Source organism: Acidovorax sp. GW823-FHT05D11 (assembly GCF_058795695.1).
Genome location: NZ_CM179502.1, coordinates 3,020,898 through 3,041,185 on the forward strand (window position 1 = coordinate 3,020,898; position 20,288 = coordinate 3,041,185).

21 protein-coding genes are annotated in these 20,288 nt (G+C 67.4%); 9 read left to right on the forward strand and 12 right to left on the reverse strand.

Annotated elements, in window-relative coordinates; translation table 11 throughout:
* Window positions 1-46 precede the first annotated feature (46 nt).
* From lexA to AC3RCE_RS14035, 3 genes are all read left to right on the forward strand, one after another.
* On the forward strand, window positions 47-721 hold the full coding sequence (gene lexA, locus AC3RCE_RS14025; RefSeq protein WP_218294885.1) for a transcriptional repressor LexA: 675 nt from the start codon (window positions 47-49) through the stop codon (window positions 719-721).
* A 144-nt stretch (window positions 722-865) separates the two neighbouring features.
* On the forward strand, window positions 866-1,375 hold the full coding sequence (locus AC3RCE_RS14030) for a hypothetical protein (protein WP_492253270.1): 510 nt from the start codon (window positions 866-868) through the stop codon (window positions 1,373-1,375).
* 263 nt (window positions 1,376-1,638) lie between these two features.
* Window positions 1,639-2,646, forward strand: coding sequence for a D-2-hydroxyacid dehydrogenase family protein (locus tag AC3RCE_RS14035; RefSeq protein WP_218294883.1), 1,008 nt, complete (start codon window positions 1,639-1,641; stop codon window positions 2,644-2,646).
* A 150-nt stretch (window positions 2,647-2,796) separates the two neighbouring features.
* Here AC3RCE_RS14035 and AC3RCE_RS14040 read toward each other — a convergent pair whose 3' ends face one another.
* The 4 genes from AC3RCE_RS14040 to AC3RCE_RS14055 all read right to left on the reverse strand — a co-directional run bounded on the left by AC3RCE_RS14040 (window position 2,797) and on the right by AC3RCE_RS14055 (window position 6,598).
* Entirely contained in the window at window positions 2,797-3,924 is a 1,128-nt protein-coding gene (locus AC3RCE_RS14040; protein WP_218294882.1) for a branched-chain amino acid ABC transporter substrate-binding protein, read from the reverse strand.
* A 130-nt stretch (window positions 3,925-4,054) separates the two neighbouring features.
* Window positions 4,055-4,627, reverse strand: coding sequence for a hypothetical protein (locus tag AC3RCE_RS14045; protein WP_492253271.1), 573 nt, complete (start codon window positions 4,625-4,627; stop codon window positions 4,055-4,057).
* Complete coding sequence (locus AC3RCE_RS14050) at window positions 4,627-5,061, reverse strand: DNA polymerase III subunit chi (protein ID WP_218294880.1); 435 nt, start codon at window positions 5,059-5,061, stop codon at window positions 4,627-4,629. Before AC3RCE_RS14050 ends, AC3RCE_RS14045 begins: the two co-directional genes overlap by 1 nt.
* Before the next feature lie 7 nt (window positions 5,062-5,068).
* Window positions 5,069-6,598, reverse strand: a complete 1,530-nt coding sequence (locus tag AC3RCE_RS14055) for a leucyl aminopeptidase (RefSeq protein WP_492253272.1) — start codon at window positions 6,596-6,598, stop codon at window positions 5,069-5,071.
* Between the two features lie 73 nt (window positions 6,599-6,671).
* Between AC3RCE_RS14055 and lptF the strand changes: the two genes are divergently transcribed.
* The 5 genes from lptF to AC3RCE_RS14080 all read left to right on the forward strand — a co-directional run bounded on the left by lptF (window position 6,672) and on the right by AC3RCE_RS14080 (window position 11,523).
* Window positions 6,672-7,775: an LPS export ABC transporter permease LptF gene (gene lptF, locus AC3RCE_RS14060; RefSeq protein ID WP_218294878.1), complete on the forward strand. Its 1,104-nt coding sequence runs from the start codon at window positions 6,672-6,674 to the stop codon at window positions 7,773-7,775.
* On the forward strand, window positions 7,772-8,878 hold the full coding sequence (lptG, locus tag AC3RCE_RS14065) for an LPS export ABC transporter permease LptG (protein WP_218294877.1): 1,107 nt from the start codon (window positions 7,772-7,774) through the stop codon (window positions 8,876-8,878). The genes lptF and lptG overlap by 4 nt, the downstream gene beginning before the upstream one ends.
* Before the next feature lie 33 nt (window positions 8,879-8,911).
* Complete coding sequence (locus AC3RCE_RS14070; RefSeq protein WP_369642537.1) at window positions 8,912-9,295, forward strand: sirohydrochlorin chelatase; 384 nt, start codon at window positions 8,912-8,914, stop codon at window positions 9,293-9,295.
* Window positions 9,296-9,338: 43 nt separating this feature from the next.
* Window positions 9,339-10,280: a CysB family HTH-type transcriptional regulator gene (locus tag AC3RCE_RS14075; RefSeq protein ID WP_218338495.1), complete on the forward strand. Its 942-nt coding sequence runs from the start codon at window positions 9,339-9,341 to the stop codon at window positions 10,278-10,280.
* Window positions 10,281-10,350: 70 nt separating this feature from the next.
* On the forward strand, window positions 10,351-11,523 hold the full coding sequence (locus AC3RCE_RS14080) for a pyridoxal phosphate-dependent aminotransferase (protein ID WP_492253273.1): 1,173 nt from the start codon (window positions 10,351-10,353) through the stop codon (window positions 11,521-11,523).
* Between the two features lie 20 nt (window positions 11,524-11,543).
* Here AC3RCE_RS14080 and AC3RCE_RS14085 read toward each other — a convergent pair whose 3' ends face one another.
* The 4 genes from AC3RCE_RS14085 to AC3RCE_RS14100 all read right to left on the reverse strand — a co-directional run bounded on the left by AC3RCE_RS14085 (window position 11,544) and on the right by AC3RCE_RS14100 (window position 15,624).
* Window positions 11,544-12,458 (reverse strand): DMT family transporter, encoded by a 915-nt coding sequence (locus AC3RCE_RS14085; RefSeq protein ID WP_492253274.1) that lies wholly within the window; start codon window positions 12,456-12,458, stop codon window positions 11,544-11,546.
* A 79-nt stretch (window positions 12,459-12,537) separates the two neighbouring features.
* On the reverse strand, window positions 12,538-13,485 hold the full coding sequence (locus AC3RCE_RS14090) for a LysR family transcriptional regulator (RefSeq protein WP_492253275.1): 948 nt from the start codon (window positions 13,483-13,485) through the stop codon (window positions 12,538-12,540).
* 35 nt (window positions 13,486-13,520) lie between these two features.
* Window positions 13,521-14,522: a quinone oxidoreductase family protein gene (locus AC3RCE_RS14095; RefSeq protein WP_492253276.1), complete on the reverse strand. Its 1,002-nt coding sequence runs from the start codon at window positions 14,520-14,522 to the stop codon at window positions 13,521-13,523.
* A gap of 148 nt (window positions 14,523-14,670) precedes the next feature.
* The gene (locus AC3RCE_RS14100) at window positions 14,671-15,624 is read right to left on the reverse strand and encodes a helix-turn-helix transcriptional regulator (protein WP_492253277.1); all 954 of its coding nucleotides are present in this window, start codon (window positions 15,622-15,624) and stop codon (window positions 14,671-14,673) included.
* A 94-nt stretch (window positions 15,625-15,718) separates the two neighbouring features.
* Here AC3RCE_RS14100 and AC3RCE_RS14105 point away from each other — a divergent pair, with 94 nt between their 5' ends.
* On the forward strand, window positions 15,719-16,327 hold the full coding sequence (locus AC3RCE_RS14105) for a glutathione S-transferase family protein (RefSeq protein WP_218294870.1): 609 nt from the start codon (window positions 15,719-15,721) through the stop codon (window positions 16,325-16,327).
* 26 nt (window positions 16,328-16,353) lie between these two features.
* Here AC3RCE_RS14105 and rng read toward each other — a convergent pair whose 3' ends face one another.
* The 4 genes from rng to rsfS form a co-directional block, all read right to left on the reverse strand.
* Window positions 16,354-17,841, reverse strand: a complete 1,488-nt coding sequence (gene rng, locus AC3RCE_RS14110; protein WP_218294869.1) for a ribonuclease G — start codon at window positions 17,839-17,841, stop codon at window positions 16,354-16,356.
* A 144-nt stretch (window positions 17,842-17,985) separates the two neighbouring features.
* Window positions 17,986-18,600 (reverse strand): Maf family protein, encoded by a 615-nt coding sequence (locus AC3RCE_RS14115; protein WP_369642544.1) that lies wholly within the window; start codon window positions 18,598-18,600, stop codon window positions 17,986-17,988.
* Between the two features lie 97 nt (window positions 18,601-18,697).
* Window positions 18,698-19,165, reverse strand: a complete 468-nt coding sequence (rlmH, locus tag AC3RCE_RS14120; protein WP_492253278.1) for a 23S rRNA (pseudouridine(1915)-N(3))-methyltransferase RlmH — start codon at window positions 19,163-19,165, stop codon at window positions 18,698-18,700.
* A 74-nt stretch (window positions 19,166-19,239) separates the two neighbouring features.
* Complete coding sequence (rsfS, locus tag AC3RCE_RS14125; protein ID WP_218294867.1) at window positions 19,240-20,121, reverse strand: ribosome silencing factor; 882 nt, start codon at window positions 20,119-20,121, stop codon at window positions 19,240-19,242.
* Window positions 20,122-20,288 lie beyond the last annotated feature (167 nt).

Here is a 20,288-nt window from a genome sequence, read left to right on the forward strand (position 1 = left end):
AAAAAACAGTTGTCCTTCACTGTAGCCGCCTCCACCGGAAACCACCATGCTCGACAACCCGAAACTCACGGCCCGCCAGCAACAGATCCTGGACCTCATCCAGACCGCCATTGCACGCACAGGGGCGCCTCCCACCCGCGCCGAAATCGCGGCTGAACTGGGCTTCAAGTCGGCCAATGCGGCAGAAGAACATCTGCAGGCCCTCGCACGCAAGGGCGTGATCGAACTGGTGAGCGGCACATCGCGGGGCATCCGGTTGCGCAGCGACACGCTGCGCTCCATCAATGCAGCGCGCGGCAGCCAGTTCCACCTGCCCATTCCCGGGCTCTCCCAGCTGGTCCTGCCCCTGGTGGGGCGGGTGGCGGCGGGTTCGCCCATTCTCGCGCAGGAACACGTCGACCAGACCTACAGCGTGGAAAACAGCCTGTTCCAGCACAAGCCCGACTACCTGCTCAAGGTGCGTGGCATGTCCATGCGCGATGCCGGCATCATGGACGGCGACCTGCTGGCCGTGCAGTCCACCCGCGAGGCGCGCAACGGCCAGATCATCGTGGCCCGCCTGGGAGACGACGTGACGGTCAAGCGCCTGCGGCGCACCGCCACGGCCATCGAGTTGCTGCCTGAAAACCCGGACTACCCGGTCATCGTGGTACAGCCTGGCGAACCTTTCGAAATCGAAGGTCTCGCGGTAGGCCTCATTCGCAACACCATGCTGATGTAGCCGGTCCCGGCTGCTGGTCCATTCACTACCGCATTGCAGGTGGCGGGCGTTTGGTGTGCCGGGCAAACCGGCACGCCAGCCCTGCGGTGCGGGTTCAATTTGCAATCCTGCCTATGTCCAACCCCCGACCTTCGGAGTTTTCACATGGGAATTGCCTTGATCACCTTTTCCACCTTGTCCATGCCGCTGCGCTCGCTGACGCGCTGGTTTCACTCGACCGCCGCGCTCGCGGTGCCGTCTGCGGCAAGTTCGCCCCCACCCCGTTCCCACCATGATGACACGGACCGCAGCGACGGCCGGGGCACGGCCGGCTCCAGGAGCATCCACCGCCCGCAGGGTCTCCCTGGCCCACGTCCGCTGCGCGGCAACTGGCCCTTCACGGTCAACACGCCCCAGACGCCCCCCGCCGAAGGCCCCGGGCGGCAGGCCGGCACCCGCAGAGCACCGCCCGCGATGCCGGTACCGCCCGCAGGAAGCCGCAGCGCCTGCGCCGCGCCGCGGCCCACCGATGGATCGGGCCGCCGGACCGCCAAGGTCTTGCGCAGGATCTCAGCCCCCGGCACGGGCCGGCTGGTGATCGCCGGCAGGATGGCCGACGTGTGCGCGGAACTGGACCGCATGGTGGCCTGCGAGGGAGCCCTGCAGGCCTCTTGAGACCAAGATACTTCCTTCATCACGGGCCAACGGCGCCAACGGCACGGTCCTCGTTGGCGTGTGGCGTTCCTTCTCGAAAGAGATGGATCTGCGGGCGTGAGAAAAACGGCCGGGGAGCGATGGCACGGCCCCGCCACGTCCTGCCATGGGCGGCAGCGTTTTGCGGGATGCGCCAACACTCCGTCACCAAAAGCCCCGTACTTTGATGCCCCAGGACGGCGGCCCGGTGAATGCCGGTGGCGCCACCAAGGCACAATATCGGGATGAACATTGTGATTCTCGACGACTACCAGGACGCAGTCCGCAAGCTGCACTGCGCATCCCGGCTCGACGCGTACACCGCCAAGGTCTACACCAACACCGTCAAAGGACTTGGGCAGCTTTCTGTCCGCCTGAAGGATGCCGACATCATCGTTCTGGTGCGGGAGCGCACACAGATCACGCGCCAACTGGTGGAAAAGCTTCCCCGCCTCAAACTGATCGCGCAAACCGGCAAGATCGGCAGTCACATCGACGTGACGGCGTGCACGGAGCGGGGCATTGCCGTGGCCGAGGGCATAGGGTCCCCGGTGGCCCCGGCCGAACTGACCTGGGCCCTCGTGATGGCAGCCATGCGCAGGCTGCCGCAGTACATCGCCAACCTCAAGCACGGCGCCTGGCAGCAGTCGGGGCTGAAGACCGCATCCATGCCCGCCAACTTCGGCCTTGGCAACGTGCTGCGCGGCAAAACGCTGGGCATCTGGGGATATGGCCGCATCGGACAGCTCGTGGCTGGCTACGGACGCGCTTTCGGCATGAACGTGCGTATCTGGGGCCGCGAGGCGTCCCGCGCCCAGGCCTTGACGGACGGCTACCAGGCCGCGACCACGCGCGAGGAGTTCTTCTCGCAGTGTGACGTGATCTCGCTGCACCTGCGCCTCAACGATGAAACGCGCGGCATCGTCTCGCTGGAAGACCTGTCTTGCATGAAGCCCACCTCCCTTCTCGTCAACACGTCGCGGGCCGAATTGATCGAGCCCGACGCGCTGATCGCAGCGTTGAACCGGGGCCGTCCCGGCATGGCGGCGGTCGATGTGTTCGAGAGCGAACCCATCCTTCAGGGCCACGCCTTGCTGCGGCTGGAGAATTGCATCTGCACGCCCCACATTGGCTATGTCGAGCAGGACAGCTATGAGCTGTACTTTGGCGCGGCATTCGACAACGTGGTGAATTTCATCAAGGGCACACCCACCAATATCGTGAATCCAGGCTCGCTTCAGGTAAGGCGCTAGCCAGCAGGCCAACAACCGGGCCGCTTGCGCCATCGGCGGGGCGGGCGCCCAATAAAAAAGGCTTCCCGAGGGAAGCCTTTTTTGAGCCCTGCAGGGCACAGGGGCCCTGCAGGGCACAGGGGCCCTGCAGCGCGGTACCGCGCTGACTAATTACAGCGGGGTCTTCTTGCCGTCCTTGTAGACGTACAGGGTGATGGCGGGGTTCTTCATTTCGCCGTTGGGTTCGAAGGCGATGGTGGAGGTCACGCCCTTGAAGCTGGCCTTGGCCAGTTCGTTCACGTACACCTTGGGGTCCACGGAGTTGGCACGCTTCATGGCGTCCACCAGCAGGAACGTGGCGTCATAGGTGTAGGGGCTGTACACCTGGAACTGGTTGGGGTACTTGGCGTCGTACTTGGCCTTCCAGGCCGTGCCGCCAGGCATCTTGGCCAGCGAAGAACCGCCTTCGGCGCAGATCACGTTGCCCAGGGTCTTGGCACCGGCGGCCAGCTTGGCGATTTCCGACGTACAGACGCCATCACCACCAAAGTACTTCACGTTGCCCATGCCCAGCTGTTCCATCTGGCGCAGCATGGGGCCGGCTTGTGGGTCCATGCCGCCGTAGAACACGGCATCAGGGTTCTTGGACTTGATGGCGGTCAGGATGGCCATGAAGTCGGTGGCCTTGTCGGTCGTGAACTGCTCGTCCACCACCTTCATGCCCTTGGCCGTGGCCGTCTTCTTGAACACGTCTGCCACGCCTTGGCCGTAAGCGGTACGGTCGTCGATGATGGCAACGGTCTTGAGCTTGAGCGTGTCGACCGCGTAGAAAGCCAGGCCAGCGCCCAGGGCGTTGTCGTTGGCGATGATGCGGAAGGTGGTCTTGTAGCCTGGCTTGGTCAGGTTAGGGTTGGTCGCAGCGCCCGTCACCATCGGAATGCCGCAGTCGTTGTAGACCTTGGATGCGGGGATGGTGGTACCGGAGTTGAGGTGACCGACAACGCCTGCGACCTTGGAGTCGCACAGCTTCTGTGCAGCGGCCGTGCCCTGCTTTGGATCGGCTGCATCGTCTTCGGCCTGCAGTTCGAACTTGATCTTCTTGCCGCCGATGGTGACGCCTTGAGCGTTCAGCTCTTCAATGGCCATGCGGGCGCCATTTTCGTTGTCCTTGCCGTAGTGGGCTTGGGCACCGGAAACCGGAGCCACGTGGCCGATCTTGACCACCTGCTCTTGTGCAGAGGCCACACCAGCAGCAGCCGCGATAGCAGCAACCACGGTCAGTTTCAACTTCAATTGCATATCAATCTCCAGTAAAGATAAACGCTGAGAATATTCTTGTGTCTCAACGCAGGCGAACATATCGCAATTTACGGGCCAGATCATTAGGGAACACGATTAAAAGCGAGAGAAACCACAGGGGAATACCCTGTCATCCCTTTGGCACCGAGGGCGTCCCGCTGGCCAGCTCATCCGCCACCGCCTCGTACACAGCGTGCCGGACCACCGATTCAATCTCTTCGCGCAGCCGTGGCAGCACCGATCGTGTCTGCTCCTGCACCACCGTGGCGATCGCTTCGCGCAAACGTTGATCCAGCACAACGTCCACGCGCTGCATGACCCTGTGCACCATATATTCCTCCATGCCCTCCGGCAATGGTCGGGTCAGCGCAACCGGACTCACGGCCCCCACGGACACGGGCGGCGCCACGGTGCCCGCTGCCGGAGCATTGCGGGCCGGCGCGGGAACGATGCCCGGCGGGGCGGCGGGCCTTGGCGGGACCACGGCGGGCCGATGGGCACCGGACACGAAGGAACCCGGCGGCTGCGCCGCCTGGTGCACGGCGTTCGCCACCGGCCGCGCCTCGGGCAGCATGGAGGGATGCATGACCGTGGTGCGCGATGGTGCAGCGGCCGCGGCCTGCGATGGGGCGGAATCCGGCGCCCGCACCACTTCGGTGAGGGTGGGGACAAAGCGCGGAGGCGTCTTGGGGGGCAGCGCCATCAGCCGGCTTTCAGCACCAGGTCGTGGCGGGTGATCTCATACCCGCGCGAGGCATAGTGGCGCCAGCGCGACCTCGCCTCGCCGCGATCGGCCTCATCCTGCGCGCTCACCACCTCGACCAGGCGATCAAACCGGCCAAACCCTTCCGGCACTTCGGCGTGCAGGTTCAACAGCACCTCGTGGTGCGCGGCGGAACGCGCGTCGGCCGTCAGCAGCACGGGCGATGCATGGACCAGTTCTTCGTCGGCACCGCCCAGGCAATGGGCCACAAAATCCTGCGGCGCCAGCACCCAGAGCATGCGGTCCAGCACCGCCAGCGTCTCGGCCGGTGCTGCAATCACCAGCCGTGCACCGCTGCGCTGCACCTTGCGCGCAAAGCGGCATGCATAGGCCAGCTTGTCCGGCGCATTGAAGTGAAACGCGACCTCGGTCATGGCGAGATCAGCCGAGCTTGGCGCGCGGCGCCTTCACCGTCGCCGGCCTGGGGGAGGCCGCACGCGCCGCCGAAGATGCCTTGGAGGCGGGCTTGGTGTTGGCCGCCTGCCTCAAAAGGTAATGCACCAGCAGCCCGACCGGCCGCCCCGTCGCCCCCTTGGCGGCCCCACCCTTCCAGGCCGTCCCCGCGATATCCAGATGGGCCCAGGGCAGGTCACCCACATATTTCTGCAGGAACTTGGCCGCGGTGATGGAACCGCCCGCGCGGCCCGCCACGTTCCCCATGTCCGCGAAATTGCTTTTGAGGCCATCCGCGTAATCGTCGTCCAGCGGCATGCGCCAGCAGGGGTCCTGCGCGGACTCCCCGGCCTCCTGCAGCGCGGCTGCGAGGGAATCGTTGTTGGCAAACAGCCCGCTGCGCACGCCACCCAGCGCAATCACGCACGCGCCGGTCAACGTGGCGATGTCCACCACGGCGGCGGGCTTGAAGCGGGACGCATAGGTGAGCGCATCACAGAGCACCAGCCGGCCTTCGGCGTCGGTGTTGAGGATCTCGATGGTCTGGCCGCTCATGCTCGTGACCACGTCGCCGGGCTTGACAGCACGGCCGTCGGGCATGTTCTCGCAGGCGGGGATCAGCCCCACCACGTTGATGGCGGGTTGCAGCTCGCCCAGCGCGCGGAACGTTCCCAGCACGCTGGCGGCGCCGCACATGTCGAACTTCATCTCGTCCATCTCCGGCGCGGGCTTGATCGAGATGCCCCCCGTGTCGAACGTGATGCCCTTGCCCACCAGCACGACAGGCGCCTGGTCCTTGGCCGCGCCGCTGTAGCGCAGCTCGATGAACCGCAAAGGCTCCTCGGACCCCCTCGCCACGGCGAGGAAGGCGCCCATTCCCAGGCGGGCCACCTCGGCCGGGCCATGGACCTTGCACTGAATGCGGGGCAGCTTGGCCAGTGTCTTGGCCGCATCGGCGAGCAGGCTGGGCGTGGCGTGGTTGGCGGGGCGGTTGCCCCATTCCCGCGCGAACTCGACCCCGGCGACCAGTGCCACGCCGGCATCGAAATCCTCGCGCACCTCGGGGACGCTGTGCACGCCCACCACGCAGCGGTTCAGGCTGCGCGCCTCCACCTTTGTCTTGGTGGTCGTATAGACGTAGCTCGCTTCGGCCACGGCCTGCACGGCGGCACTGACGGCCGCTGGCTGCGCAGCACCCGCAAAACAGAGCGCCACCCGCTTGGTCTGCGGCGCCTTGATGGCCGATCCCACCGCCTGCAGGGCCTGGCGCGTGGCGCGGGCCGCGCCGTCGCCCTGCCCGACCAGCACCACCCGGCGGGCCGCAACGGCAGGCACCTGGTACAGCTGCAGGTGCTTGCCTGCCTTGGTGGACAGATCTCCGTTCTTGAGCGCCAGCGCCGCCAGGGCAGACAGCGCATCCTTGCCGGGCTTGAAGCCCTCGGGAAGCAGGACGACCAGCAGGTCGCATTTTTCCGAAGCTGCCGCAGCAAGGTCAAGGGTCTTGAGATCAAAGTTCATAATCGGTGTTTTCCTTTTGAGCGTGCTATGCACTTTGACATGCACGCAAAAGTGCATAGCGCGCTCCTAGCCAATGTTATTCGATTCATCCATCCGCAAGGAGCTGGCGCGCAGCTTCGGCGCGACCCTCGTGGTGCTGGTGACCGTGGTCATGACCATGATGCTCATCCGCACGCTGGGCCAGGCATCGCGGGGCAGCGTGAGCCCTTCCGATGTCATGCTGGTCATGGGGTTCACGGTGCTGGGCCAGTTGCCCACCATCCTGAGCCTGAGCCTCTTCATCGCCGTGGTCGGGACGCTGTCGCGCATGTACCGAGACAGTGAAATGGTCATCTGGTTCGCCAGCGGCCGCGGACTGGTCAGCCTGCTGCGGCCCTTGCTGCGCTTTGCCTGGCCGGTGATGGTCATCATCGCCGTGCTGTCGCTGCTGGTCTGGCCCTGGGCCAATTCCCAGATCCAGGAACTCAAGACGCGCTATGAACAGCGCAGCGACATCGACCGCATCGCACCCGGCGAGTTCCAGGAATCCTCCAATGGCAGCCGGGTGTTCTTCATCGACAAGGACAGCCCGGACACCCAGGCAGGCAACAACATCTTCATCGCCGCCACCGACGGTGCCCGCGAATCCGTCACCTCCGCGCGCAGCGCCCGGCTGGAGACACGGGGCGGCGAGCGCATGGCCGTGCTGAGCGAGGGCCAGCGGCTGGAGACCTCACGCGACAAACCCGGCGTGAAAATCAGCGAGTTCGTCGAATACGGCACCCGCATTGGCTCCGCGCCCGCGGGCTCGGCCGAAGAGCTCTCCGTCAAGACCCGCGCCACGCACGAGCTGCTCATGCAGCCCCTGCCCGCCTACAGGGCCGAGCTGGGCTGGCGCCTGGGGCTGGCGCTGGCGGCGCTCAACTTCGTGGTGCTGGGGCTGGCCGTGGCCAGCGTCAACCCGCGCGCCGCGCGCAGCACCAGCCTGGTGTTCGCGCTCTTTGCCTTCATCGTGTACTACAACCTCATGACGCTGGGGCAAAGCTGGGTGGGCGCAGGCCGGCTCGGCCTGGTGAGCTTCATGGTGCTGCTGCACGGCGGCATGCTGCTCATGTCGCTGCTGGTACTGGCCGCGCGCCACAACCACTGGACGCTGCGGCGGCTTTGGCAGCCCACGCCGCCAGGGAGCCCCGCATGAAAACCATCCGCCGCCTGATCCACCGCGAAGCCCTGTTCGCGGTCGCTTTCGTCACCGCCGGGTTTCTGGCGCTGTTCTTCTTCTTTGACCTGGTGGACGAACTGCGCTGGGTGGGCCGCACCGGCGCCGAGGGTTACCAGCTCTCGCACGCGTTCCTGTTCGTGGTGCTGAGCATTCCCAGCCACTTGTACGAGCTGCTGCCCATCACGGTGCTCATCGGCACCATCTTCGTGATGGCGCGGCTCGCCCAAAGCTCCGAGTTCACCATCATGCGCACGAGCGGCATGGGCCCCTGGCGTGCCTTGCGCACGCTGGTGGCGCTGGGCGGCTTCTTCGTGCTTCTGACCTTCGCCGTGGGCGACTACATTGCGCCGCTGACCGACCGCGCCGCCCAGCTGGTCAAGGTGCGGTACCTCGGGCGCCTGACCACGGGCGCCACCGGCGCCTGGCTCAAGGAGCGCCAGGACGACCACTCCTATGCGGTGAACGTGCGCGCGCTCACGACCAACGGCGGCATGCTGGACGTGCGCATCTTCGAGTTCGATGCCAAGGGCCGGCTGGCATCGCAGACACGGGCGGCGGCGGGCCAGTTTGGGCCGGATGGCGCGTGGAATCTGGAGAAGGTGCAGCGCAGCCGCTTCGAGCAGCGCGGCGGCGACGAAGCGCGCGTGGAGCACCTCGATGCCCCCACCCTGCAATGGCCCACCCGCATCAGCGCCGACATGGTGGCCGCCTCGCTGCTCAAACCCGACCGCATGGCCACCATCGACCTGTTCCAGTACATCCGCCACCTCGACGCCAACGGCCAGTCCGCCCAGCGCTACGAGATCGAGTTCTGGCGCAAGGTGTTCTATCCCCTCAGCTGCCTGGTGATGGTGGTGCTGGCCCTGCCTTTTGCCTACCTGCACTTCCGCTCGGGCGGCATCGCGGGCTATGTGTTTGGCGGCGTCATGGCCGGCATCAGCTTCTTCCTGCTGAACAACGTGTTTGGCTATGCGGGCAACCTGCAGAACTGGTCGCCGTGGCTCACGGCGGCCGCGCCCGGGCTGATCTACTCCGTGCTTTCGCTCGCGGCCTTTGGATGGCTGGTGCTCCGGCGCTAGCCCCGGCTGTCACCCTGCCCCGATCTGCAACCCATGAACCACCGCGCCATCGTCCTGTTCTCCCACGGCTCGCGCGACCCCCTGTGGCGCGCCCCCATGGAAGCCGTGGCCGCCCGCATCGGCGGGCAGCACCCGGACCGCCCTGTGGCCTGCGCGTACCTGGAGCTGTGCACCCCCACGCTGGCACAGGCCACGGACCAGCTCGTCGCGCAGGGAGCGGCCCATGTCACTGTCGTGCCCATGTTCCTTGGCACGGGCAAGCATGCGCGGAACGACCTGCCGCTGCTGGTGGAGGAGTTGCGAGCGGCCCATCCCGCCGTGCGGTTCCATGTGCAGCCCGCCATTGGCGAAGACCCGCGCATGACGGCTTTGATGGCAGAAATTGCCTGTGAGGTGCCTTCCGCTGAAATCCCTTAGATAGCTGCAGCATAATGATGCAACTCTTTAGGCGATATCAGATATGAATCTGCACCAATTCCGCTTCGTTCAAGAGGCTGCGCGCCGCAATCTCAACCTGACCGAAGCGGCCAAGGCCCTGCACACCTCCCAGCCGGGCGTGTCCAAGGCCATCATCGAGCTCGAAGAAGAACTGGGAGTGGACATCTTCGCGCGCCATGGCAAGCGCCTCAAGCGCATCACCGAACCCGGCCAGCACGTGCTCAAGAGCATCGAGGTCATCATGCGGGAGGTGGGCAACCTCAAGCGCATCGGCGAGCAGTTCAGCGCCCAGGACAGCGGCACCCTCAGCATCGCCACCACCCACACCCAGGCCCGCTACGTGCTGCCCGTGCCCGTGGCGCGCCTGCGCGAGGCCTATCCCAAGGTCAACATCAGCCTGCACCAGGCCACACCGCACGAAGTGGCGCGCATGGTGATCGATGAAGTGGCCGAGATCGGCATGGCCACCGAATCCCTGGCCGACTACCCCGAACTCGTCACCCTGCCCTGCTATGAATGGCAGCACGTGCTGGTGGTGCCCAACGACCACCCGCTGGCGCAGAAGGAGCGCATCGGGCTGGACGACCTGGCCCACGAGGCGCTGATCACCTACCACCCCTCCTTCACCGGCCGCGGCAAGATCGACCATGCCTTTGCCGCACGCAAGCTGCAGCCGCGCATCGTGCTCGAGGCCATCGATTCCGACGTGATCAAGACCTACGTGCGCCTGGGCCTGGGCATCGGCATCGTGGCCGAAATGGCCATGCGCGACGACCCCGTGGGTGACCTTGCCGTGCGTCCCGTGGGGCACCTGTTCGGCCAGAGCGTGGCGCGGGTGGCCTTCAAGCGGGGTGCGTACCTGCGCAACTTCGTCTACAAGTTCGCCGAACTGCTCAGCGACCGGCTGAGCCGCGAGCTCATCGCCCGCGCGATGACCGGCCACGTCAACGACTACGAACTCTGACACCGGCACCCGCCCGATTGCCCATTCCACCGCCCCATTGCTTCCCAGCCTGACCTTCCGCCACAGCGCCATGACTGAGACCACCGACACCGCCCGCACACCCGCCTTCCCCAGCAAGCTGCCCCAGGTGGGTACCACCATCTTCACCGTGATGTCGGCCCTGGCGGCCGAGCACGGCGCGGTCAACCTGGGCCAGGGGTTTCCCGACTTCGAATGCGCCCCGGAGCTGGTGAATGCCGTGACGCGGGCCATGCAGGCCGGCCACAACCAGTACCCGCCCATGCCCGGCATCCCGGCCCTGCGCGAGGCGGTCGCCAGCAAGATCGCGGCGCTGCACGGCCGCCGGTACAGCCCGGGCACCGAGATCACCATCACGGCCGGCGCCACGCAGGCCATCATCACCGCCATCCTGGCCATCGTGCACCCGGGCGATGAAGTCATCGTGCTCGACCCCTGCTACGACAGCTACGTGCCCAACATCGAACTGGCGGGCGGCAAGGCGGTGCGCGTGCCGCTCACGCCGGGCACCTTCCGCCCCGACTTCGGCAAGATCGGTGCGGCCATCACGCCGCGCACGCGCGCCATCCTCATCAACAGCCCGCACAACCCCAGCGCCACCATCTGGACGGCCCAGGAGATGCGCCAGCTGGAAGACCTGCTCGCGCCCACCGACATCCTGCTCATCAGCGACGAGGTGTACGAGCACATGGTGTTCGACGGCGCCGAGCATGAAAGCGCTGCACGCTTTCCCGGCCTGGCGGCACGCGCCTTCATCGTGTCGAGCTTTGGCAAGACCTTTCACATCACCGGCTGGAAGGTCGGCACCGTGGCCGCCCCCGCAGCGCTGACGGCCGAGTTCCGCAAGGTGCACCAGTTCAACGTGTTCACCGTGAACACGCCCATGCAGCACGGCCTGGCCGCCTACCTGCAGGACCCGGCGCCCTACCTGCAGCTGCCCGCGTTCTATCAGGCCAAGCGCGACCTGTTCCGCCAGGGCCTGGAGGGCTCGCGCCTGAAGCTGCTGCCGAGCACCGGCAGCTACTTTCAGTGCGTGGACATCTCGGCCGTGAGCGACCTGAACGAATCGGACTTCTGCCAGTGGCTCACCCGCGAGGTGGGCGTGGCGGCGATTCCGCTGTCGGCGTTCTACGGCGACGGATTTGACCAGCGCGTGGTGCGTTTCTGTTTTGCCAAGAAGGACGACACGCTGCGCGCCGCGCTGGAGCGGCTGCGCAAGCTCTGACCAGGCAACGGCCCCCGGCCCTACCGGGTCTGCCGGGCCAGCCAGACACCCAGAACCGCCAGCGCCATGCCCGCCAGTGCCCAGCCGCCGAGCGTCTCGCCAAACACGGCCCAGGCGATCAGCGCGGTGGTGGGCGGGGTCAGGTAGAACAGGCTGGCCACGTTCACCGCGCCGCCACGGCGCATCAGCAGGTTCAGCAGGCTGACGGCGCCCAGGGACAGCACCAGCACCAGCCAGCCCAGCGCGAACAGGAACTCGCCGCTCCACTGCACGGCCATGGTTTCCGTCGCGTATGCCAGCACGGCCATGGCCACCACGCACGGCAGGTACTGGATGACCGAGCCGGTGCGCAGGTCGAACGCGGGGCAAAAGCGCTTTTGGTACAGCGTGCCGGCCGTGATGCCCAGCAGCGCCACCACGGCCGGCAGCAGCATGCCCACCAGCGCGCCGCCCGGCACGGTGGCCACCTTGCCGGCCACCACCAGCGCCACGCCGGTGAAACCCAGCGCCAGGCCCGCCCACTGCGCGGGCCGCACCTTCTCGCCCAGCAGGGCGCCCGCCACCAGCGCGGTCAAGAGCGGCTGCAGCCCCACCACCAGCGCCGTGATGCCCGACGGCAGCCCGTGGCCGATGGCGATGAACACCCCGCCCAGGTACACCCCGTGCACCAAGAGGCCTGACACGCCGATGTGCAGCCAGGCCCTGCCCGATGGCGGCCACGGAGCACGCACCAGCGTCACCACCGCCAGCATCAGCACGGCGACGATCGCGAAACGAATGGCCAAAAAGGTGAGCGGCTCCACATACGGCAGCCCCAGCTTGGCGCCGATGAAGCCGGTGCTCCACAGCGCGACGAAGAGCAGGGGAATGAGCGCGTCGAGCGTGCCCGGCGTGGCGGTGGGGTGCTGCTGGGGCTGGGGCGTTGCCTGGGTCATGGAATGTCAATAGAGGAAGAAGCGCGGACCGGCATCACAGCCGAAACAAGACGAAGTTGACAACACAAGGACGCCAAGCTCACGGGGGCACATCCACGGTGGCCTGGTCCTGACCGTTGTCCGCCCGCGCGGTAAACCAGTCCACCACCCAGGCGCGAAAGGCCGCCATCGCCGCCGTGCTAAAGCGTGCCGAGGGCCGCACCAGGTAGATCCCCGCGTCGGTGTTGAGCTGCCACTGCGGCAGCACCTGCACCAGCTGGCCCGATGCGATGCCGGGGTCGATCAGCCAGTCGCCGCCCGCCAGGATGCCCACGCCCAGGATGGCGGCCGCGAGCAGCGCTTCGTTGTCGTTGCTCACCAGCGAGCCTCGCACCATCACGCTGTGGCTCGCCCCCGCCTGCGTGAGCTGCCATTCAGGGTAGGACTGCAGGCCGGTGAAGCCCAGGCAGTTGTGCTGCGCCAGGTCCGCGGGCACCTGCGGGGTACCGTTCTTCGCCAAGTAGCCCGGCGCCGCCGCCATGATGCGGCGGTGGCTGCACAGCCGCGTGGCCACCAGCCGGCTGTCGGCCAGCTGGCCGATGCGGATCGCGGCGTCGAAGCGCTCGCCCACGATGTCCACCAGCCGGTCGGCGTACTCCAGCTCCAGCGTGACCTGCGGATGGGCCAGCGCAAATTCGGCCACCACCGGGCTGAGCAGGCGCCGCCCCATGGCGGCGGGCACCGACACGCGCAGCCGCCCGCGCACCTGCGCCGCGCCATCGGCCGCTTCCTTCTGGGCTTGTGCGATCAAATCCGTCGCCTCGCGCACCTTCTCGACCAGGCGCTGGCCTTCGTGCGTCAGGTGCAGCTGGCGGGTGGTGCGCTCGACCAGCCTCACGCCCAGGCGGCGCTCCAGCGCGTTCAAACGCTTGGACAGTACCGAGGGGTGGCGCTGCAGCGCGCGGCCCGCCGCCGCGAACGAACCCGCGTCGCTCAGGGCAATAAGGGTGGCCAGTTCATCGGCGTGCTGGCTGTCGAGCAGGTCCATCGGGTATCAAAAGCGCCATGGCATGGCGCGAGGGGCTACGGAGCCAGGATGATCGCACCTTGCGAGCGCCCCTGCTCCAGGTCAGTGTGCGCGGTGCCCGCATCGGCCAGCGCGTAGCGGCGCCAGATGCGCGGCGTGATGACGCCGTCCGCCACGGCCCGCAGCACGTCCTGGGCGCGCTCCTGGTACTCCACCGCCGTGGCCGTGTGCGCGGCCAGCGAGGGGCGCGTGAGGAACAGCGAGCCCTTGGCATTGAGCGTGCCCACCGCGATGGGCGCCGGCACGCCCGAGGTGGCACCGAAGGACACCAGCAGGCCGCGCGGGCGCAGGCTGTCGAGCGAGGCCTCCAGCGTGGCCCGCCCGATGGGGTCGTACACCACGTCGGCCCCGCTGCCGTGCGTGGCCTCGCGCACCTGGCCCGCCAGCGTGGCGGGGTCGAACACGAACACCGCGTCGCAGCCCGCCGCCCGGGCGCGCTCCACGCTCTCGGGCCGGGAGACCACGCCCATCACAAAGGCGCCCAGGTGACGGGCCCAGGCGCACATCAGCTGGCCCAGCGCGCCGCCCGCGCCATAGATGAGCACCTTCGAGCCCGGGGCCACGGAATATGTCGTCTTGAGCAGGTACTGCGCCGTGATGCCCTTGAAGAGCACCGCCGCCGCCTCGTCCAACCCCAGCGCATCGGGCAGCCTGACCAGCCGCTCGGCCGGGAACAGGCGCGCGCTGGCATAGGCCCCCAGCGGCCCGGTGGCGTAGCCCACGCGATCTCCCACCGCCACATTCAGCACCCCCGGCCCCACGGCCGCCACCTGCCCCGCGCCTTCCAGCCCCAGGCCGGACGGGAACGGGATGGGCACCGCGCCCTTGCGCTGGCTCACGTCCAGCGGGTTCACGCCGATGGCCGCCTGCGCGAGCCACACCTGGCCTGGGCCGGGCGCCTGGGGCTCCACCCCTTCCAGCCGCAGGACATCGGGCCCTCCGGCTGCATCGATCCGCACGCGGTGGTGCATGGGTTTTTCCTTGTCGGTTGATTCCATGCACAGAGCGTAAATTGTGGTGCCGTATCCAGCAATCGGGGGGCATGCAGTTGACTCCTGCAACGGGTGCAGCAGTTGCCAGGAAGGGCCCGGCTCTGGTGGCCGGGGCGGGATCGGCCATCGATGCCTGCCACAGCGCCCCAAAGGCTCATGCCGTGCAGCGCAACGCCCGCTCGCCCGCCACCCGCAGCCGCTCCTTCAGCGATGCCGGCGCGAGCACCTCGAATTCGACATCGAGCGCCATCAGCCAGTAGACCAGGGAGTCATTGGCCGCGCACTCCAGCTGGCACCGCAGTCCCTGGCCCAGGGTAGAGACCACGCCCGCGGACTTGGGAATGCGGCGCGACATCACCGCATACGGCGCATGCAGCACGACGCGCGCCTGCTCGGCGTGGTGCGGCGCCGAGATGGAGCGCGCAACGTAGCCCTTCAGATCGCCGCCGTCAGGCGAGGCCCGGGGCGCGAAATGCGCGCCCACCTGGGGGTCGCCCACGATGCGGTCGATGCGGAAGGTGCGCCAGTCGGTGCGCACCCGGTCCCAGGCGACCAGGTACCAGCGCTCGCCGGTGTGCACCACGCCTTGCGGCTCCACCTGGCGCTGTGCGCTGCGGCCCTTGCCGTCCTCGTAGCTGAACTCGATGCGCAGCTGGTCGCGGCAGGCGGACGCCAGCGTGGCCAGCAGCGATGCTTCCACCACCGGCCCGGTGCGGTCCAGCGGCAGGATGGCCGAGCGCAGCGCGTCCACGCGTTTGCGCAGGCGCGCGGGCATGGCCTGCTCCAGCTTGACCAGCGCCCGGAGCGCGGGCTCCTCGATGCCGCCCACCGCGCCGGCCGTGGCGGTGCGCAGCGCGATCGACACGGCCAGGGCCTCGTCGTCGTCCAGCAGCAGGGGCGGCAGCGCCTGTCCGGCGCGAAAGGCATAGCCGCCGGCCACCCCGCTGCTGGCATGCACGGGGTAGCCCAGCTGGCGCAGGCGGTCGATGTCGCGCCGCAGGGTGCGCGGGTGCACCTCCAGGCGCTCGGCCAGTTCTGGCCCCATCCAGTGGTTGCGCGTCTGCAGCAGCGACAGCAGGCGCAAAAGGCGGGTCGATGACGTGAGCATGGTGCGACTGTACTTTTTATTGAGGACCGAAACTGTCCGCAATGGAATCTACAGTGGCACCACCTTTTCTTCCACCACCACCAAGGAGTTTTCCATGTCCATCGTCCTCTACTGGCACCCCATGTCCAGCGCCAGCCCCATTGCCTGCGCCCTTGCCGAACTGGGCGTGCCCCACGAGCGCGTGAAGATCGACATCCGCACTGGCGAGCAGCGCCGCCCGGAGTACCTGGCCCTCAACCCCAACGGCAAGGTGCCCACCCTGACCGTGGACGGCGCCCCCATGTTCGAGGCGCTGGCCATCCACCTGTGGCTGGGCCACCGCTACGGCATCGAGCGGGGGCTGTGGCCCGCCGCGGGCACGCCAGAGGCGCTGCAGGCCCTGTCGTGGTGCGTCTGGGCCTATGTCACCTACGGCACGGTCCTGGTGCGCCTGCAGGTGGCCACGCAAGGCGACGAGGCCCTGCGCAGCCCCGCGCACGCCGAGGCCGCCACCCGGGGGCTGAACGAACTGCTGGCGCTGCTGGATGCACGGCTGGCCGCGCAGCCCTGGATGCTGGGCGCGGACTACTCGCTGGTGGACCTGGTGGTGGGCTCGGTCCTGGGCTACAGCGTGTACCTGGGTGCGCCCGTCAACGCACACCCCCACGTGCAGGCCTGGCTGGCGCGCGTGCAGGCGCGTCCGGCGATGCAGATCGAAAGCTGAGCTGGCGGCGAAAAAGGCGGCCAGGGCTAGAGCAGCACGATGTCGTACTGCTCCTGCCCCATCGCGCTTTCGGACTGCAGCGAGATCGGCTTCTTGATGAAGTCCGAGAGACCGGCCAGGTGCTGGCTTTCCTCGTCCAGGAACAGCTCCACCACCCGCGGCGAGGCCACCACGCGGAACTCGCGCGGGTTGAACTGGCGGGCTTCGCGCAGGATCTCGCGCAAGATGTCGTAGCACACGCTGCGCGCGGTCTTCACGCTGCCCTTGCCCTGGCAGGCCTCGCAGGGTTCGCACAGCATGTGGGCCAGCGATTCGCGGGTGCGCTTGCGCGTCATCTCCACCAGGCCCAGCTGCGAGAAGCCGCCGGCCATGGTCTTCACGCGATCGCGGCCAAGCTGCTTTCGGAACTCCGCCAGCACGGCCTGCTGGTGGTCCTCGCGCACCATGTCGATGAAGTCCACGATGATGATGCCGCCCAGGTTGCGCAGGCGCAGCTGGCGCGCAATGGCCTGCGCGGCCTCCAGGTTGGTCTTGAAGATGGTGTCGTCGAAATTGCGCGCGCCCACGTAGCCACCGGTGTTCACGTCGATGGTGGTCAGCGCCTCGGTCTGGTCCACGATGAGGTAGCCGCCGGATTTCAGATCGACGCGCCGGCCCAGCGCCTTCGCCACTTCCTCGTCGATGGAGTACAGGTCGAAGATCGGGCGCTCGCCCTTGTAGTGCTGCAGCTTGCCGGCGGCGGCGGGCATGAACTCCACACCAAACGCCCGCAGCCGCTGGAACTGCTCCATCGAGTCGAGCCGGATGGTCTGCGTGTGGTCGCCCACCAGGTCGCGCAGCACGCGCTGCAGCAGGTCCAGGTCCTGGTGCAGCAGCGACATCGCGGGCAGCTTGAGCGATGCCTCCTTGATGCGCGCCCAGGTCTTGCGCAGGTAGGCGATGTCCTCCGCCAGCTCGGCGTCGGTCGAATCCTCTCCGTTGGTGCGCAGGATGAAGCCGCCGCCACCGCCCGTGGCCTTGTCGCCCACCAGCGCCTGCAGCCGCGCGCGCAGCGCATCGCGCTCCGCGCCGGGGATTTTTTGCGACACGCCCACATGGTCGTCCTGCGGCAGAAACACCAGCAGGCGCCCGGCCACGCTGATCTGCGTGGACAGGCGTGCGCCCTTGGTGCCGATCGGGTCCTTGATGACCTGCACCATCAGCGACTGGCCTTCGAACACCTGCTTTTCAATGGGTACCTGCGGCTCGTTCTTGCGGGCGAATGCCGGCGGCTCGCCATCGGGCTGGCGTTGCCACACATCGGCCACGTGCAAAAAGGCCGCGCGCTCCAGCCCGATGTCGATGAAGGCCGACTGCATGCCCGGCAGCACACGCGAGACCTTGCCCAGGTAGACGTTGCCCACCAGGCCGCGCTCCAGCGTGCGCTCGATGTGCAGCTCCTGCACGGCGCCATGCTCCACCACGGCCACGCGGGTTTCCTGGGGCGACCAGTTGATCAGGATGTCTTGTTGCATGGCTTCTTCTTTTCTGAAATCGGTCGCGTTCTTGCTGCTGTTGGAATCACCGAGGCGCTACGCCGGGGCCGCCGGGGAACTGGCTTTGCCAGGCCCCTGGCAGCGTCCCCCTGGGGGGAAGGCGCCGCAAGCGACTCAGGAGGGTCATATCTGAAACCCGGCGGCGCGCAGAAGTTGCGCTGTCTCGTACATCGGCAACCCCATGATGCCCGAATAGCTGCCAGCCAGGTGCTCCACATAGGCAGCAGCCCGGCCCTGAATACCGTAAGCCCCGGCCTTGCCCAGTGGCTCACCCGTGGCCACGTAGGCATCAATCTGCGCGGGCGTCATGGCGGCGAAGGTCACGCGCGACACCGACAGCGCAGAAAGGCGCCTGGGGCCCACCTGCAGCGCCACGGCGGTGAGCACGCGGTGCTCGTGCCCTGCCAGTTCGGCCAGCATGCGCGCAGCGTGTTGTGCGTCGTCGGGTTTTCCGTAAATCGCGCGGCCCAAGGCCACGGTGGTGTCAGAGCACAGGATGGGCGCATCCGGCAAACCCCGGCGCGCGCGCCGGGCCACGGCGGCATCCAGCTTGAGGCCGGTCACGCGCTCCACATAGGCCGTGGGCGCCTCGCCGGGCAGCACCGCCTCGATGGCCTCGGCGTCTTCGGGCTCGTCGCCGTCCACGTTGGGCAGCAGCAGTTCGTGGCGCACGCCCAGCTGTTCGAGCAGCTGGCGCCGGCGGGGGCTCTGGGAGGCAAGGTAGATGAAGTCGGGCATGAACGGATTTTGAGAAGAAAACCGGCTCTAACGCTTATCCATCAAGCGCTAGTAGCTATAAAAAATATAGTATTTCGCCCGCACGCCGATCCAGCCCTCACTCGCGGTGGTAGGGGTGCCCGGCGTTCACCGACCAGGCGCGGTACAGCTGCTCGATGAGCAGCACGCGCACCATGGCGTGGGGCAAAGTCAGGTCCGAGAGGCGGATGCGCTCGCGCGCGCCCTGGCGAAACGCCGGATCGAGCCCGTCCGGGCCGCCGATGACCAGTGCCACGTCATCGCCACCCAGCTGCCAGCCCTTGAGCCGTTCGGCCAGGGCCTTGGTGGTGAGGCTGGTGCCGCGCTCGTCCAGCGCCACCACGCGCGTGCCGCGCGGGATGGCCGCCTCGATGCGCTCGCGCTCGGCGGCGTACAGCGTCTCCAGGGTCTTGGAGCCGCGCGGTTCGGTCTTGACGGCCTTGAGTTCGACCTTGAGTTCGGGCGGAAAGCGTTTGGCGTAGTCGTCGTAAGCCGTTTGCGCCCAGTCAGGCACCCGCTGCCCGACCGCCACGATAAGCAGCTTCATGTGATGTGCACCTGGGGTTCAGAGGGGGGCGCCGTGCGCAGGCGTAGCGGCCAGCACACAGCCCCGCCCACGCATCAGCCCTTGCGGGCTGGAGCCTTCTTGGCCGCGGGCTTTGCCGCTGCGGCGGCGCCAGCGGTCCTGGACGCCGGCTTGGCGGCCGCGCGCGCAGGCGCCTTGCCCACGGGGGCCGATGATTTCTTGGCTGCGGGCTTTTTCGCGCCGCCTGGCTTCACGACCACGGTCTTGACGGGTGCCTTGGGCGCTGCGGGCTTCCTGGCGGCTGCCGTGCCGGCAACCTTGCCCGCGGTCTTGCTGGCGGGTTTGGCGGCGGGCTTGCCAACGTGGGCCTTCGCAGCCGGCTTGGCGGCAGCAGACTTGGCCGGCGCAGCCGCGGCAGTCTTGGCGGCGGTCCTGGCCACGGCCTTCACCGTGGCCTTGCCGGAACGGGCCGCCACGGTGGGCGCCGCCGTCTTTTTTGCAGGCGCCTTGCCAGCGGCCTTGGCGTCGGATTTCGCCGCCTTCTGGGCCGACTTCTTCTCGGCCAGCTCGGTGGCCGCGCTGGAGACCGGCTTGGCCGCGCCGAGCTTCAGGCGCACGGGCGTGTCGCCCCACAGCTCTTCCAGGCGGTAGTACTGGCGGATGGCGGGCTGCATGATGTGCGCCACGGCGGCGCCGCAGTCCACGATGATCCATTCGCCGTTGTCTTCGCCTTCGATACGCGGCTTGGTAAAGCCCGCTTCTTTCACCGCGTCGCGCACGCTGGCGGCCAGGGCCTTGGTCTGGCGGTTGGAGGTGCCCGATGCCACGATCACCCGTTCAAACAGCGGCGAGAGATGCTCGGTGTTGAAGACCTGGATGTCTTGCGCCTTGACGTCCTCCAGGCCATCGACGATGGCGCGCTGGAGTTTGGTGACGTCTTTCTTGGCGGCGGTTTCCGATTTGGTGGAGGTGGTCATCAGGCGGTGAATAGAGAGGGAATGGAATCAATATAGCGTGCAACGCAGCGCACAGCCAGCGGGCTGAGCCTTGGGTGTTGCGCTGGTGTTGTGCTTTGGCGCTGCAGCAGTTTGAGGTGTTTTTGGCCTCTTGCGCTGGTGTGAAAAGCGCGGGCAGCTATTGAAAT